This window comes from Rosistilla ulvae (genome assembly GCF_007741475.1).
Taxonomy (GTDB): Bacteria; Planctomycetota; Planctomycetia; order Pirellulales; family Pirellulaceae; genus Rosistilla; species Rosistilla ulvae.
In genome coordinates this window covers 5,360,216-5,374,639 of record NZ_CP036261.1, presented here as the reverse complement: position 1 = coordinate 5,374,639, position 14,424 = coordinate 5,360,216, and the positions used below count along the sequence as shown (strand labels likewise).

Annotated in this window: 11 protein-coding genes; 6 read left to right on the top strand and 5 right to left on the bottom strand. The window is 56.9% G+C overall.

Annotated elements, in window-relative coordinates; translation table 11 throughout:
• Nucleotides 1-475: 475 nt before the first annotated feature.
• Nucleotides 476-1,945 carry a DUF1501 domain-containing protein gene (locus EC9_RS18930; protein ID WP_145347686.1) on the top strand — a complete coding sequence of 490 codons (1,470 nt, stop codon included), beginning with the start codon at nt 476-478 and terminating at the stop codon, nt 1,943-1,945.
• Between the two features lie 96 nt (nt 1,946-2,041).
• On the opposite strand, the gene EC9_RS18925 is transcribed toward EC9_RS18930, so the two are convergent.
• On the bottom strand, nt 2,042-2,395 hold the full coding sequence (locus tag EC9_RS18925; protein ID WP_145347684.1) for a VOC family protein: 354 nt from the start codon (nt 2,393-2,395) through the stop codon (nt 2,042-2,044).
• A 325-nt stretch (nt 2,396-2,720) separates the two neighbouring features.
• Between EC9_RS18925 and EC9_RS26625 the strand changes: the two genes are divergently transcribed.
• The 4 genes from EC9_RS26625 to EC9_RS18905 all read left to right on the top strand — a co-directional run bounded on the left by EC9_RS26625 (nt 2,721) and on the right by EC9_RS18905 (nt 9,830).
• Nucleotides 2,721-2,915 carry a hypothetical protein gene (locus tag EC9_RS26625; protein ID WP_218934256.1) on the top strand — a complete coding sequence of 65 codons (195 nt, stop codon included), beginning with the start codon at nt 2,721-2,723 and terminating at the stop codon, nt 2,913-2,915.
• Nucleotides 2,916-3,584: 669 nt separating this feature from the next.
• Complete coding sequence (secA, locus tag EC9_RS18915) at nt 3,585-7,283, top strand: preprotein translocase subunit SecA (protein ID WP_145347680.1); 3,699 nt, start codon at nt 3,585-3,587, stop codon at nt 7,281-7,283.
• A 112-nt stretch (nt 7,284-7,395) separates the two neighbouring features.
• On the top strand, nt 7,396-8,709 hold the full coding sequence (locus EC9_RS18910) for a 3-deoxy-D-manno-octulosonic acid transferase (RefSeq protein ID WP_145347678.1): 1,314 nt from the start codon (nt 7,396-7,398) through the stop codon (nt 8,707-8,709).
• 146 nt (nt 8,710-8,855) lie between these two features.
• Nucleotides 8,856-9,830, top strand: coding sequence for an Rpn family recombination-promoting nuclease/putative transposase (locus EC9_RS18905; RefSeq protein WP_145347676.1), 975 nt, complete (start codon nt 8,856-8,858; stop codon nt 9,828-9,830).
• Between the two features lie 69 nt (nt 9,831-9,899).
• Here the strand turns inward: EC9_RS18905 and mqnE are convergent, their stop codons facing one another.
• From mqnE to ubiE, 4 genes are all read right to left on the bottom strand, one after another.
• A complete protein-coding gene (gene mqnE / locus EC9_RS18900) occupies nt 9,900-11,045 on the bottom strand; it encodes an aminofutalosine synthase MqnE (protein WP_145347674.1) in 1,146 nt (381 codons plus the stop codon).
• Between the two features lie 211 nt (nt 11,046-11,256).
• Nucleotides 11,257-12,189: a UbiA-like polyprenyltransferase gene (locus EC9_RS18895; RefSeq protein ID WP_246105768.1), complete on the bottom strand. Its 933-nt coding sequence runs from the start codon at nt 12,187-12,189 to the stop codon at nt 11,257-11,259.
• Nucleotides 12,186-12,827 (bottom strand): UbiX family flavin prenyltransferase, encoded by a 642-nt coding sequence (locus tag EC9_RS18890; RefSeq protein ID WP_145347672.1) that lies wholly within the window; start codon nt 12,825-12,827, stop codon nt 12,186-12,188. The genes EC9_RS18895 and EC9_RS18890 overlap by 4 nt, the downstream gene beginning before the upstream one ends.
• Nucleotides 12,824-13,558 carry a bifunctional demethylmenaquinone methyltransferase/2-methoxy-6-polyprenyl-1,4-benzoquinol methylase UbiE gene (gene ubiE, locus EC9_RS18885; protein ID WP_145347670.1) on the bottom strand — a complete coding sequence of 245 codons (735 nt, stop codon included), beginning with the start codon at nt 13,556-13,558 and terminating at the stop codon, nt 12,824-12,826. The genes EC9_RS18890 and ubiE overlap by 4 nt, the downstream gene beginning before the upstream one ends.
• A gap of 166 nt (nt 13,559-13,724) precedes the next feature.
• On the opposite strand from ubiE, the gene EC9_RS18880 reads away from it, so the two are divergent.
• Nucleotides 13,725-14,153 (top strand): thiol-disulfide oxidoreductase DCC family protein, encoded by a 429-nt coding sequence (locus EC9_RS18880; RefSeq protein ID WP_145347668.1) that lies wholly within the window; start codon nt 13,725-13,727, stop codon nt 14,151-14,153.
• Nucleotides 14,154-14,424 lie beyond the last annotated feature (271 nt).

The following is a 14,424-nucleotide window of genomic DNA, read 5'->3' as shown; positions in this document are numbered from 1 at the left end:
GCGTTCCCATACGCGGATGCCGCCACGGACCTGTTAAGACAAGCTGGAGGGGAGCCATCGTTAGCTGACGCCCCGTTCGATTCTATTCTGACCATTGCCATACTTCCAAGAAAAAAGCCAACTTGTCCCAATCTGTCGCGTTGCATTTCGGCGCAACAACGGTTGTTGCAAGTTGCAACAGTTGTAGCGATGCAGGGGATATACGGCTCCGATTCCCGAGCCGCTTGTCGCTAGGATAGTCAAAGCAAATCGGATGCCAAACAACTTCATTGGATCGATCGCCGGATGAGGGGGGCGACGTAATGGTTGTCGTTGGCGCGTCAAAAGATTTTAACGAGTTGCATTCCGCCGATTTGCTTCTGCTACAATAGTCCACGCATTCCCACCCATCGAATCTTCTTTCTGTATTCCGCAGGAACGATTCGCGAATCGGTTCGATCAACCTCCACCTGGCCCCCACAGATAAGGATGAATCATGCTGTCGATCAAAGGTGCTGCCGGTAAAGACTTGTGCGACTCCTCGCTCAAACGGACCCGTCGCGATGTGCTTCGTGTGGGTGGTTCGGGGATGCTAGGCCTGTCGTTGGGGTCGATGCTGAATCTTCAGGCGAAAGCGTCGGAGACGCCCGTCGGTGGCGGCCCAGGCTGGGGGAAAGCCAAGTCGATCATCCTGGTTTATCTGCAGGGGGGGCCAAGCCAATTGGATCTCTGGGATCCCAAAGAGAATGTGCCCGACAACGTGCGGAGCGTGTTTAAACCGATCAGCACCAAGATTCCCGGTGTCAAGTTCACCGAAAATCTGCCTGGGCTGGCTCAATTGAACGATCGGTTCACGATGATCCGTTCGATGAGCTATACGCCCAACGGGCTGTTCAACCACACCGCTGCGATCTACCAAATGATGACCGGCTACACGACCGATAAGGTCAGCCCGTCGGGGCAGTTGGAACCGCCCAGCCCTAAGGATTTTCCTAACTTTGGGTCGAACTTGATCCGTCTGCGCCCCGTCGACGAACCGATGTTGCCGTTTGTCATGTTGCCCCGCCCTCTGCAGGAATCGAATGTTGTTGGCAAGGGGGGATCGGCCGGTTTCCTCGGCAAATCGTACGATCCGTATACTCTCTATCCGTCGGGCGACGACATGGACATGGAGAAGATGAGTCGGATCAAGATCGACGACCTGATGCTGCGGCCGGAAGTCTTTAGCGTCCGATTGCAGCGGCGGGCGCGGTTGCGCGACTTGATCAATCGGCAGATGCCAACGATCAATAAGGCTGTCGAGTCTTACGAATTGGACGAATATTACGATCGGGCTCTCTCGTTGATCGTTTCGGGACGGGCTCGCGAGGCTTTCGATTTAGCTTCCGAACCGCTGGCGCTGCGAGAACGCTACGGGCAGAATACGTTTGGCCAAAGCTGTCTGTTGGCACGTCGGTTGGTCGAAGCGGGAACCCGCGTGGTGGAAGTTATTTGGCCCAAGGTCGCCAACAGCGATAACCACTCTTGGGATCAGCACACCGGCCTCTCCAAACGGATGAAGGAGCAATCGGCGCCGATGTTCGACGCCGGTTTTTCTTCGCTGATCGAAGATCTCGACGATCGCGGCCTGCTCGACGAAACGCTTGTCGTCGGTGTTGGTGAATTCGGCCGCAGTCCACAGCGGGGTGTCAGCACCAGCGGTAATAACAATAGCGCCGACGGACGCGATCACTGGCCCTATTGTTACACCTGTGTCCTCGCGGGGGCGGGGATTCGCCGCGGCTATGTTCACGGCAAGAGTGACAAGACGGCCTCGGCACCGTTGGAAGATCCGGTCCATCCCGGCGAACTGTTGGCCAACATCTATCACAGTTTCGGAATCCATCCCGAAACGATGGTCTACAACCACCTCAATCAGCCGCGTGAATTGGTCAAAGCCCAAGCGGTCACCAAGCTGTATGCGTAGCCCTTTGGTGTGGTGCCAATCGTGTGGTGGTAGTGACGCGGCACTGCCCGCGTCACAGCGGCACGCGGGCGGAGCTGCGTTGCCACTGCCGGTCGGTTATTTGTCCGACCAAACCGCCAACTCGTTTCCGCTTGGCTCGATGAACTGGAACCTTCGGCCCCCGGGAAAGTGAAAGATCGGCTTGATCACCGTTCCGCCAGCCTGTTCCACCTTCGCCTGCGTCGCCTCCAGTGAATCGCTAAACAGTACGATCAGGGCGGACCCATTGACTGTTTCTGCAGCCAGATCCGCTTGAAAGAAACCGCCGTCGAGCCCCTGGCCTGAAAAGGCGGTGTATTCAGGGCCGTAATCGGTAAAGGACCAGCCGAACGCGGCGGTGAAAAATGCTTTCGTCGCCGCCAGATTGCGGGCCGGGAACTCGACGTAGTTGATCTTCTCGTGTCGATTCATGTCGTCTCTTTTGAGGATAGGATCGTGACTCGACAGCATTCTACCCCGAACGCTGGTGGCAAAGGGGCGTGGAACCTTAAGGCTGCGGGGGCGAAGTTGGAGGGAAAGATTCGGGGGGCCGTTCCCGTCCCTTATGGCGCAAAAAAAACGGGCTGTCGATTGACAGCCCATTTACATTTTTTGATTGCTCGTCCAAGAACTATGCGTCTCGGCGGCGAATAGCGTCGTTTTGGACGCTTGTATCAAAACTAGTTGCAGCAAACAGGAGCTGGTTCGCAGCAAACTGGTTCGCAGCACTTCTTGGCAGCGATCTTGGCACGGATACGTGCGAACAGACCTGGCTTCTTGCAAGGATCGCAGCAAGGAGCTGGTTCGCAGCATACGGGTGCTGGTTCGCAGCAAACTGGAGCTGGAGCTGGGCAGCAAACGGGTGCTGGTTCGCAGCAAACAGGAGCTGGAGCTGGGCAGCAAACAGGAGCTGCTTCGCAGCAAACTGGTGCTGGTGGGCAGCACTTCTTAGCCTTCAGGCGGCCGAACAGGCCAGCTTCAGCTTCGGTAGCGCTGAACGAGATCAAAGTCGCAACAACACATACAGCAAGAATTGAACGCATCGTAAGTCTCTCCATGGAGTTTTTTAAAGGAAGGTGGGTTCACGCAGAGTTTACCGCTTGCAAATGGCGGGTCAACTGGGTTGTGTGAGTAGTTTTCGATAAATGTGGACTTTGGGTGGAGTTCGTTCTTTTAAACGGTTTCGTTTGCTGGTCCGTTTCCGATCCGCAAAGGGTGTAATTACTCTACCCGATTGGGGGCTGTTCGTCTGGGGTGGTGAGCGATCGCGGTTGACCCAAATTCTTCAAGCCCGTAACTTTAGAATATGCCGACATTTACGCTTTACGCTGCCCCAACAACGAGGGTCGCAGCGGTGTCGTGTATCGTTGCGCCAGTGTTTCGCTCGGTAGAGAGCACCCTGTTGGGGGTGTTTTTGTGGCCAGCAGAAGCCGGTTGGGCGGACGCAGACTGATAAAACAACAAATATAAATAGTTGTAGTCGCTTCCTTGCGGAGAACAGGTACCGCGATTCCTTTGGATTGTGTTGTCTATTAAGAAGTAGCGGAGAGGAATCGCCTGCAACCGCTGGCCGCGAATTGGTCAGCACAGGGATGATTGACACGACTGGGTTAGGAATACGATGGCAATATTGGAACGCATCTGGGAATTACTCGGCGTCATTTCCGGCGGCCTGCTGCGCATGATCGAGCGCAGTGCGACGGCGGTATTCGGATCGCACAACGCCCGTCAGTTGAAAAAGCTGACTGCTCGAATCGAACAAATTAATGCGTTGGAGCCGAAATACCAGGTGATGAGCGACGACGAGCTGCGCGAACAGACTCAGTTGTTCCGCAATCGCTTGCGCGCCGGGGAAACGTTGGACGACATCCTTGAAGAAGCGTTTGCGGTCTGCCGCGAAGGGGGCAAGCGTTGGTTGAACATGCGACATTACGATGTCCAGTTGATCGGCGGCATGGTGTTGCATTCGGGGGCGATCGCCGAAATGGTCACCGGTGAAGGCAAAACGCTGGTCGCAACGCTCCCTTGTTACCTCAACGCCTTGGAGGGCAAAGGGGTGCACGTGATCACGGTCAACGATTACCTCGCTCGCCGCGATATGGAGTGGATGGCTCCGCTGTACATGGGCTTGGGGTTGACGATCGGAACGATCCAAGGGGGGATGAGCACCAGCGCCCGGCAGGCGGCTTACGCGTGTGATATCACCTACGGTACGAACAACGAATTTGGCTTCGATTATCTCCGCGACAACATGCGTCCGGCGGCTCGCGGCGACGATCGCTTCCCGAAAGAGATGCAGCAGAGCCAAGGCCCGCTGAACTATGCGATCATCGATGAGGTCGACAATATCTTGATCGACGAAGCGCGAACGCCGTTGATCATCTCCGGTCCCGCGCATACCGATCCGCAGAAATACGCCGAAGCGAATCGGATCGCCAAGCAATTGCAGAAGGAATTGCACTTCACGGTCAATGAAAAGGACCATTCCGTCACGCTCAGCGACGAAGGGGTTCGCGAAGCGGAAAAATTGGCCGGCGTGGAGAGCTTTTACACCGCGGGCAACATGGAATGGCCACACTTGATCGACAATTCGCTCAAGGCGCTGCACCTCTATAAACGCGACGTCAACTACGTCGTCAAAGAGGGCCAGATCGTGATCGTCGACGAATTCACGGGGCGTCTGATGGAAGGCCGCCAGTGGTCCGACGGTTTGCATCAATCGGTCGAAGCCAAGGAGGGCGTCCGGATCAAAGAAGAGACGCAGACGATGGCGACCATCACGCTGCAAAACTTCTTCAAGCTGTACAACAAGCTCTCGGGCATGACCGGTACGGCGATGACCGAAGCCAACGAGTTTATGAAGATCTACAACTTGGATGTGATCGAGATCCCGACCAACCGAGTGCTTAAGCGGATCGAGAATCCCGACGTGATCTACATGTCCGAACGCGAGAAATACGAAGCGGTCGCACACGAAATCGAACGGGCCGCCAAATGGGATATCTTGGAACTTACCGATGGCTCCGAGATATGGGGAGCGATCCAGGCCGATGAGGATGACGCGATTACGATCATCCCCAAAGGCGAAAAGAACAAACAACGCATTCCACGCGACAAGCTCGCAACCGTCGAACGCTCCGGGCGCCCGGTGCTGGTCGGTACTGTGTCGATCGAAAAAAGCGAGCGGTTGGGCCAATTGCTCGAACGCCGAGGCATCAAGCATGAAGTCTTGAATGCCAAGCAACACAAGCGGGAAGCGGAGATCGTTGCTCAGGCGGGACGTCTGGGGGCGGTCACGATCGCGACCAATATGGCGGGGCGTGGTACCGACATCATCCTCGGTGGCAATCCCGAAACAATGGCCTGGGCTCAGCTGCAAGACAAATATCCGACACGGTTGGAAGTTCCCAAAGAGGAATGGAATACCTTGGTTCGCGACATCCAAGAACGCGAAAAGATGAAGGAAGCGGCCGAAGAGGTGCGGACGCGTGGCGGGCTGATGGTAATCGGTACCGAGCGACACGAATCGCGTCGGATCGATCTCCAGTTGCGTGGCCGTTGCGGTCGCCAAGGCGATTTTGGATCCAGTCGTTTCTTTCTGTCGCTGGAAGACGATCTGATGCGGATCTTCGCTGGCGATTGGGTCAAGAGCGTGATGGTCAAGCTGGGAATGACCGAAGGCGAAGCGATCGAAAGTGCGATGGTTTCTCGTCGGATTGCTTCGGCACAGAAGAAGGTCGAAGAACGTAACTTTGAAATTCGCAAGAGCCTGCTCGAATACGACGAAGTGATGGACGAGCAGCGTAAGCGAGTCTACACCTACCGCCAACAGATCCTCGATGGCGTCAGCTGCAGCGAATTGATCCTCCGACAGATCAAAGGACAGGTCGATCATTACGTCGACATCCTAGCGTCGGAGCACTATGGGGCCGAGTCGTTTGCGGCGTGGAGCGGCAGCCAGTTGGGGTGCCAATTGGAACCCAAGGATTTCCGCAACATGGACTACCAGGCGGCCGAACAATATGCCAAGGAACAGGCTGAACGAGCGGCCGAAGCGATGGTGTTGGAAGCGGTCGAAGAGAACCTGCCCTATGAAGAGGATGAAGCCGATTGGAACTGGAACGCGCTGGTCAATTGGTGCAACACGAAATACAGTACCAATTACCGGGACAAGGATCTGAAGCAGCTCGAACGTCGCGATCTCGAAGAGGAGTTGACGCAGGCGGCTTGCAAAACGATCTCCAGAGTGGATTTGTCGCCGGGTGAAATGTTCCTGGCCGCCGACTTTGGCCTTCAAACGATCGCTAATTGGGTTCGCGACAAATTTGGTATCGAAGTCACCGTCGATGAGATGCGCGATCTGGAAACCAAGGATATCAAAGCTCTCTTGGTTCAACGCGCTCAAGGTGCCTATTCGGTCAAAGAGGCGGAATATCCGATTCTGGCGGGCCTTTCGCGGTTCTGCGAAACCTCCGGTGGCCAAACCCGCATCGACCGCGAGGGACTTGCCCTGTGGGCCCAGGATCGCTTCGGTATTCAAGTTTCGGTCGAAGACCTGCGAAGTCTTCAACGCGACGAACTGAAGCAATTGCTGGTCGATATCAGTAGCAAATCGAACGATCAGGCCGGATCGTTGCATTCCGACTCTTGCAAGCGAGTCGAGGCCTTGTTTGCTGGGGCCGATGAGGGGACGACGGCGACGATCGCTGCCGGCAGCGACGATTCGCTCGACGCGTTGACCCAGTGGTTGCACGAAGATCTTGGCGTACGACTACCAAAAGACGAACTAGCGCGGATGGATCGCGCAACGATGTTGCGGACCGTCGATGGGGCCGTCGACGAACGCTATCATCCCGAAATGCGACGGATGGAACGCCAGGTGTTGCTGAACATTGTCGACACCGCTTGGAAGGACCATCTGCTGGCGATGGATCACCTGCGCAGCAGTGTGTCGCTGAAAAGCTACGCTCAAATGGACCCCAAGGTCGAATACAAACGCGAAGGCATGCGATTGTTTGAAACCATGTGGACCTCGATTGGCGAACGAACCACCGATCTGATCTTCCGCATGGAGAGCCTAAACGAAGATTTTGTTCGCAGCACATTCATGGGGGCTCAGGAACGCCACGACGATACGCCCAGCGGGATCGAATCGGGAGCCGACGATGCAAACGAAGCGGCCAGCGCCAGCCAAGATGGCGACGCCAAGATCGAACCGGTTCGCAACCGTGGCGAAAAGATCCGCCCGAACGATAAGTGCCCCTGCGGCAGCGGCAAAAAATATAAGGCATGCTGCAAGCGACATGGTACGTACGCCTAAGTTGGCTATTGCGTTACCGCAGCATTCCGTGGTTGAATCGTAGCGTCTTTGGGAACGCAGGAAGCGTTTTTGATCCCTCTGACGCATGGCGGAACCTCGCAAGGATGCTGAGATGACTTACCTTTTAAACATCGCCTACCTGTTGGCTGCCGTTGCCATCTCGCCGATTCTCGTTTGGCGATCGCTGCGAACAGGCAAATACCGGGCGGGTTGGTCGGCTAAATTGCTAGGAAGTGTCCCGGTTCGCGATGGCAGCCAGCCGTGCGCTTGGCTGCACGCGGTCAGCGTTGGCGAAGTCAACCTGCTTTCCAATGTCGTCCAGCGTCTGCAGCAATCGCGTCCCGACATGCAGATCGTGATCAGCACGACTACCGCGACGGGCATGCAGTTAGCCCGCACACGGTTCCCCGAACACACAGTCTTCTATTGCCCGCTGGACTTCAGTTGGGCAGTGCGGCGAGCCTTCCGGCGAATTCGCCCCGATGTTCTGGTTCTCAGCGAATTGGAACTCTGGCCGAACCTGATCGCGATCGCGAGGCAAAAGGGGGCGGAAGTTGTTGTGATCAACGCCCGGCTCAGCGAACGCAGCTTCCGCGGCTACCGCCGCTTTGCCTCTCTGTTGCGGCCAACCTTTCGGCGACTCTCGCTGGTCCTCGCTCAAGACGAAACCTACGCACGTCGCTTCCTGCAAATGGGAGTCGATCACAGCCGCGTCCGCGTGACTGGGTCGATCAAATTTGACGGTGCGCGGACCGACCGGCATGCGCCCGAAGTCGTCGCTCTGCGGAAGTTGTCGGCCGCCTGCAAGGAGCAAATCGTTTGGATCGCTGGCAGCACCCAGGCTCCCGAGGAACGGATCGCGCTGGACATCTATCGTCGTTTGGCTGATCGATTCCCTCAACTGCGGTTGGTCCTTGTGCCACGGCATCCCGAACGTTTCAAGGCTGTTGCCGATCAAGTGGTGGGCGCGGGACTCAAGTTGCGTCGCCGCAGCGAATTACAGACCCCGGCTGAATCGTGGCCCGGCGATACAGTATTATTGGTCGACACCGTCGGTGAACTGGGATGTTGGTGGGGCCTTTCCGACATCGCCTTTGTCGGCGGCAGCATGGGCTCGCGCGGCGGCCAGAACATGCTCGAACCGGCCGGCTTTGGAGCTGCGGTTTCCTTTGGCCCCAACACGAAGAACTTTCGCGACATCGTCGCTCAATTGCTCGCAGCCGACGCTGCGACCGTCGTCCGCGATCGCACTGCGTTGGAGCAGTTTGTCGTCAATTGCGTCGAAGACCCCGCCGCGCGTCGCCAGCAGGGTCGGCGCGCTCAAGTTCTGGTGGTCGGTGGGCAGGGAGCGATCGATCGTACGATCGCTGCTGTCGAACAACTCTTGCCACCCGCCTTGTCTAGCTCTTCTCGCCAGGCAGCCTGACGCGCGGTTAGCCTCTCCCACTGCAGCGGGCCTCCAGCCTCGAACTGTACATTACGTTCATCTTTCGTCGCGTCAACGCAGCAATCTTTGGTTACACTGCATGAATATGTTAGTTGATAAATTCAGCTTATGTAGCAAGGGTTCTCATGGGCGGGGACGAATCGTTACAGAATCCACACGATCGGTTCATCCGCCACTTCTTGGCGGAGATCGATCATGTACGTGAGCTCGTGGCCTGGCAGTTGCCCGCTGCGGTGGTCGATCAACTCGACTTGGCGTCGATCCAGCCGGCGAAGCAATCGTTTGTAAACAAGACGCTCCGCGAGGACTTGTCCGATCTCGTCTTCAACGTCCACCTGGCTCACGATGCGGGGGAGGCGATGGTCGTGCTGCTGTTTGAACACAAATCCGCCCCCGATGAAATGACACCCTTTCAGGTGTTGCGATACATGGTCGAGATCTGTCAGGAACGGCATCGCAATGGCCAGCCGCTCTGCTGCGTGATCCCGATCATCTTGTACCACGGACCGCGACCGTGGCGAGTCGCCCGATCGATTCAGGAATTGATTGATGTTCCCGAACCGCTGAAACCATACATTCCCCAGTTTTCGCTGCCACTGATCGATCTGAGCCAGTGCAGTGATGAAGAATTGCGAGGGAAATCGATCTTCCTCGCGACGATGACGCTGTTAAAATATATCAAGCGGGACGAACTTCCCGAACAACTCCCGGAAATCTTCAGCTTGTACCGGCAACTGCTACCGCCAGCGACAGCGTTGGAGAGCTTGGAAGTTGTCTTGCGGTACTTGATCAACGGAACCGACCGAGTCACCCGGGAAGACCTAAGCGCAGTGGTCGCTAAAACCCTTCAGCAACAAGGAACCTCACTGATGCCAACGATTGCCGAACAATGGCTCCAAGAAGGGATCGAACAAGGAATTGAGAAAGGAATCGAACGTGGTCGGGAACAAGGTGAGCTGATTGGGAAAATCCAAGCATTCCAAGCCGTTCTAGGCCGCGAGACATCGCAGCGCGACGCATTGTCCAAGCTACCAATCGACGAACTCATGCGGATCGTCGCCGAATTGACCAAGGCAATCGAAGAAAACCGCGCTCGTTGAATCTCTTCAACGCCGCGCAACGACGGCGGTTCGCGGGCGTCTTCTACTATGCCAAGCAATTGCGATCGTCTACGACACGGGTAGCGTTTCGCCGATCGACCAGTTCGAGAAATCGTTTGGGTCGCGGATCACTTCTTGATAGATCGTGTTGCGTTCCACCGGCACGCGGCCCGCTTCGATGATCAGTTCTCGGATTCGGTCGACGCTCAGGAATTCGGGAGTGGTTGCGCCCGCATCGTGATAAATCAACTCATGTCGTACGGTGCCGTCGATGTCGTCGGCGCCGTAGGAGAGAGCGGTTTGAGCGGTCCCGATTCCCAACATGATCCAGTACGCCTTGATGTGCTGGATGTTGTCCAACAGCAATCGGCTGACAGCAACGTTCCGCAGATCGTCCAATGCCGAAGGCTTCTTCAAATGGCTCAGCTTGGTGTTTTCTGGGTGGAAGGCCAGCGGGATGAAGACCTGGAATCCACCGGTTTCATCCTGCAGTTCCCGCAGTCGCAACAGATGGTCGACACGGTGATACGCTTTTTCGATGTGTCCATACAACATCGTGCAGTTCGATCGAATGCCCAGTTGATGAGCGGTCCGGTGGGTGTGGAACCAAGCGTGCGTGTTCGCTTTGTGTTCGCAGATTTCATCGCGAACCTCGGGGTGGAAAATCTCGGCGCCGCCGCCGGGCAAGCTGCCCAGCCCCGCTTCGCGCATGTCGTTCATAACCCATTCGGTCGAGTTCTTCGTCTGAAACTCAAACCAATTGATTTCGACGGGCGTCCAAGCTTTCAGGTGCAACTTGGGGAAATTCTCTGACAACGTCGACAACACGCCGCGATACCATTCGTAGGGACGCTGGTGGTGCAGCCCGCCGACGATGTGCATTTCGGTGCAGCCGTTGTCGGTAGCTTCCTGCCCGCGAGCGATGACTTGTTCATCATCCATCGCGTAGCCTTTGGGATCGCGGAGATCGGCGCGGAAGGCACAGAAACGGCAGCGGTAGACGCAGACATTGGTCGGATTCAGATGCGTGTTGATGTTGTAATACGCAACGTTCCCGTTCATCCGCTGGCGAACCAGATCGGCCAATTCGCCGACTTCATGCAGTGGCACGTCGGGTTGATACAAGAACAATCCATCATCCATCGTCAATCGCTCTTGCGATTCAACCTTGTCGCGGATCGTTCGAAGCCGGGCGTTGATTTCCGTTGCAATCATCTGATTTGTGTTGGGGTTAACTTTGAATGTTATTGACTTGCGACCGTGCGATGGCGGCTCGTTCGTGTTGAGCACCGATTCCATCGACGGCAATCACAGGCCAGCGAGGATTGTACTTCGACTTCGCAATTGCGTGAACCTGAAGCAAACGCGGTTCGCCCGCCAGTTCATGTCCCACGGTAAGGCCAATCCTTCGGCCCTCTTCCTTCCCTCATCCCATCCAGCAATCGATCCCCGCGGCGACTAATAGGCCTACGCTGACGATCGAGTTGACTTGGAAGAAGGCTTGGTTGATTCGGTCCAGGTCGTCGGGACGGACCAAACAGTGTTCGTAAATCAGCAGCGCGGCGATGCTTCCGATCGCGGCGTAATAGATCCAGCCAAGCCCTAGCGCGGGCGCGACGCTTGGCAGCACCAACAACACCAAAACCATACCGGCATGGCAAGCGGCGGCGATCCGAAACGCTCCCTTGGCACCAAATCGAGCGGGCACGCTCTGCAGCCCCTCGCTGCGATCAAAGGCTTCATCTTGGCAGGCATAAATAATGTCGAACCCCGTCACCCACAGCGCTACCGCGGCGGCCAGAATCACTGCCGGCAGCAGGTCGCTCGGATCGGCCAGGACCGCCGAACCGCGGAGTGCCGCCCAAACGCAGATCGGCGCCAGGCTGAGCGCTACGCCCAGCCACAGATGGGCCGCAGCTGTAAATCGTTTTGCCAAGCTGTAGCCGCACAGGAACATCAGCACCGGAATCGACGCCGCCAGCGGCAGCCAATTGGGCAGGAATAATGCACAGCCGACAAGGAAGCCGACGGCGCAGAGGATCGCAAAAATCGTCACCTCATGCCGGCCCAGCAGGCCCGCCGGCAGATGCCGCCCGGCGGTTCGCGGGTTCCCCGCATCGATCGCTTGATCAGCCAAGCGGTTGAATGCCATCGCAACGCTGCGGGCGGCGACCATGCAGATCAAGATCGCGACCAAATCGAGTGGGCGGACGCGTGCGGCGGTCCCATCCGGCAGCGGCAACTTGATCGCCATCACCGTCGCCAAAGCGGCGAACGGCAGCGCGAAGATCGTGTGGCTGAAGCGAATCATCTCCAGCATCATGCGCAGCTTGCTCGGCTGCACCATGGTGTCGCTCATGCTTCACCCCAACGTTGCATCAAGTGGTTTTCGACTCCCAATTGGTCCAGGATCCGGGCGACGATAAAGTCGACGAGATCGTCCAGGCCACGCACGCCGTGGTACCAACCCGGCATTGCGGGCAACAGCGTCGCCCCCGCTTTTGCGGCCAGCGTCATGTTCTCCAGTGCGATCACCGACAGCGGAGTCTCTCGCGTCACAAGGACCAACGATCGGCGTTCTTTCAGATGCACCTCGGCCGCGCGATGGACCAGATTACTGCTCGCCGCCCGAGCGATGCTGCTCAACGTGCTGCCACTGCAAGGACAAACGACCATCCCGTCGGTTAAGAACGACCCGCTGGCGATGGGCGAAAAATAATCGTCGATCGCGGCGTACGTCAAACGCTCGCGCCAGTCGTCGGGCAACTCGGGAACCGATTCGCTCCACGGCGATCGATACGTCACCAACGGCTCGGCATCGAAGCCGGCGGCCGAGAGATTTAATTCAAGGTTCAATTCTTGCCGGATCACATCGGCACCGCTGCGGCTGAGCATCAGAAAGACCTCGCGTCCGCCGGCCAGCAATACTTGCAGCAACCGAACCGCGTAGACCGCTCCGCTGCCACCGGTAATCGCAACCACCAAGGGACGCGTCATTTGATCCCCTCGTAGATCGTGGCAACGCCAAACGTCAGCGGAGTGAACTTCACATCGTGCAGCCCGTTTTGCTTCATCCGATCAGCCAACGCTTGGCCACAGGGGAAGCTGCCGACCGATTCGGGCAGGTATTGGTAGGCACTCTTATCGTTGCGAGCCAGCATCTGGCCGATCCGCGGCAACGCATGTTTGAAATAAAACTGATAGGCCTGTTTCAGTCCCGGCGCGGTTGGCTGCGAGAACTCCAGCACAACAACTTGTCCTCCCGGACGGCAAACACGAACCATCTCCTGCAGACCGCGATCCGTATCGGCGACATTCCGCAACCCGAAAGCGACCGTGACAACTTGGAACTGGTTGTCGTCGAAGGGGAGATGCTGCGCGTCGGCTTCCAAAAAATTGACGTTTGCCTCGGGCTGTTGTTGGCGTTTCTGATCGCCAATCGCCAGCATCGCGTGGCAGAAATCGGAACCGACGACGGGCGTGTCCGATCCGGCGCGGCGGCTGATCGCCAACGCCAGGTCTCCCGTTCCGGTGCAGACATCCAAAATCGGCGTATTTCCTTCGATCCGCAGCCGGCTCACCGTCTGGTTGCGCCAACGCTTGTCGATGTTCAACGACAGCAGATGGTTCATCAGATCGTAGCGGGGCGCAATCTGGCGAAACATCTCCCGCACCCGCGCGTTCGATTTGTCCAATTCCTTCGTGTTGGTTGCGTCCACAGTCGCCATCAGAGTTGTTTCACATAAAATAAAGGCATGAATCTCGTACCTTTATGACCGCAAGGGAGCCCCCTGCACAACCGGGCTGTGAATAACCGGCGTATGGTATGTTACAAGCAGCCTCGAATTTGCGGTTTGAATGCCGTCACGCCCTCGTTTTTACTGAGTTTTTCCTGTGTTTAAGTCGCCCGATCTCGCCGATCCCGATTCGCGACCCGATGCCGATGTCGTCATCTTCGATGGCCACTGCAATTTTTGCCGCGGCGGGGTGGAGCGGTTGAACTGGCTGGATCGGCGAAACCGCTTGGCGTTCATCTCCCTGCACGACGAACGAGTTGCCGAGCGCTATCCCGATCTGTCGCACGACGACCTGATGCAGGAGATGTTTGTTGTCGACAGTCAGGGGAAACGGCATGGCGGCAGCGACGCGGTCCGTTATCTCAGCCGACGGTTGCCCCTACTTTGGCCGATCATGCCGGTGCTGCACCTGCCCGGATCGGCGGGGCTGTGGCGATGGATGTACAAGCAAGTCGCTAAGCGTCGCTATCGCCTGGCAGGAAAAAACTGCGATTCGGGCAGCTGCAAGATCCATCTGAATTCCTAGATCCCCGTCTGCCGCGTGCCGGCGGCTATCCACTCGCCGAAGGTAGGGCCCAATTCCGCCAGCTGCCTGTTCAGGGGGAATGCGAGTTCTGGGCAAACAATCGGCGGTCAAGAGTTCCTATAAAGAAACTGTCGGCGTACTTGACAAGCACAAGGTTGGCATATTAAGGATTTTGCCGAGGGTCTTATGCCATCAATCTTCCGATCGCAGACATTATTGCTGCCTGTCGCTTAGGTTGGGTCATATATAACGTAGACCGTTCGTAAACTCC

Coding starts and splice junctions, on each gene's coding strand:
- EC9_RS18890 (WP_145347672.1), bottom strand. CDS start 12,827: ATGACGCGTCCCTTGGTGGTTGCGATTACCGGTGGCAGCGGAGCGGTC.
- EC9_RS18930 (WP_145347686.1), top strand. CDS start 476: ATGCTGTCGATCAAAGGTGCTGCCGGTAAAGACTTGTGCGACTCCTCG.
- EC9_RS18910 (WP_145347678.1), top strand. CDS start 7,396: ATGACTTACCTTTTAAACATCGCCTACCTGTTGGCTGCCGTTGCCATC.
- ubiE (WP_145347670.1), bottom strand. CDS start 13,558: ATGGCGACTGTGGACGCAACCAACACGAAGGAATTGGACAAATCGAAC.
- secA (WP_145347680.1), top strand. CDS start 3,585: ATGGCAATATTGGAACGCATCTGGGAATTACTCGGCGTCATTTCCGGC.
- EC9_RS18895 (WP_246105768.1), bottom strand. CDS start 12,189: ATGAGCGACACCATGGTGCAGCCGAGCAAGCTGCGCATGATGCTGGAG.
- EC9_RS18905 (WP_145347676.1), top strand. CDS start 8,856: ATGGGCGGGGACGAATCGTTACAGAATCCACACGATCGGTTCATCCGC.
- EC9_RS18925 (WP_145347684.1), bottom strand. CDS start 2,395: ATGAATCGACACGAGAAGATCAACTACGTCGAGTTCCCGGCCCGCAAT.
- mqnE (WP_145347674.1), bottom strand. CDS start 11,045: ATGATTGCAACGGAAATCAACGCCCGGCTTCGAACGATCCGCGACAAG.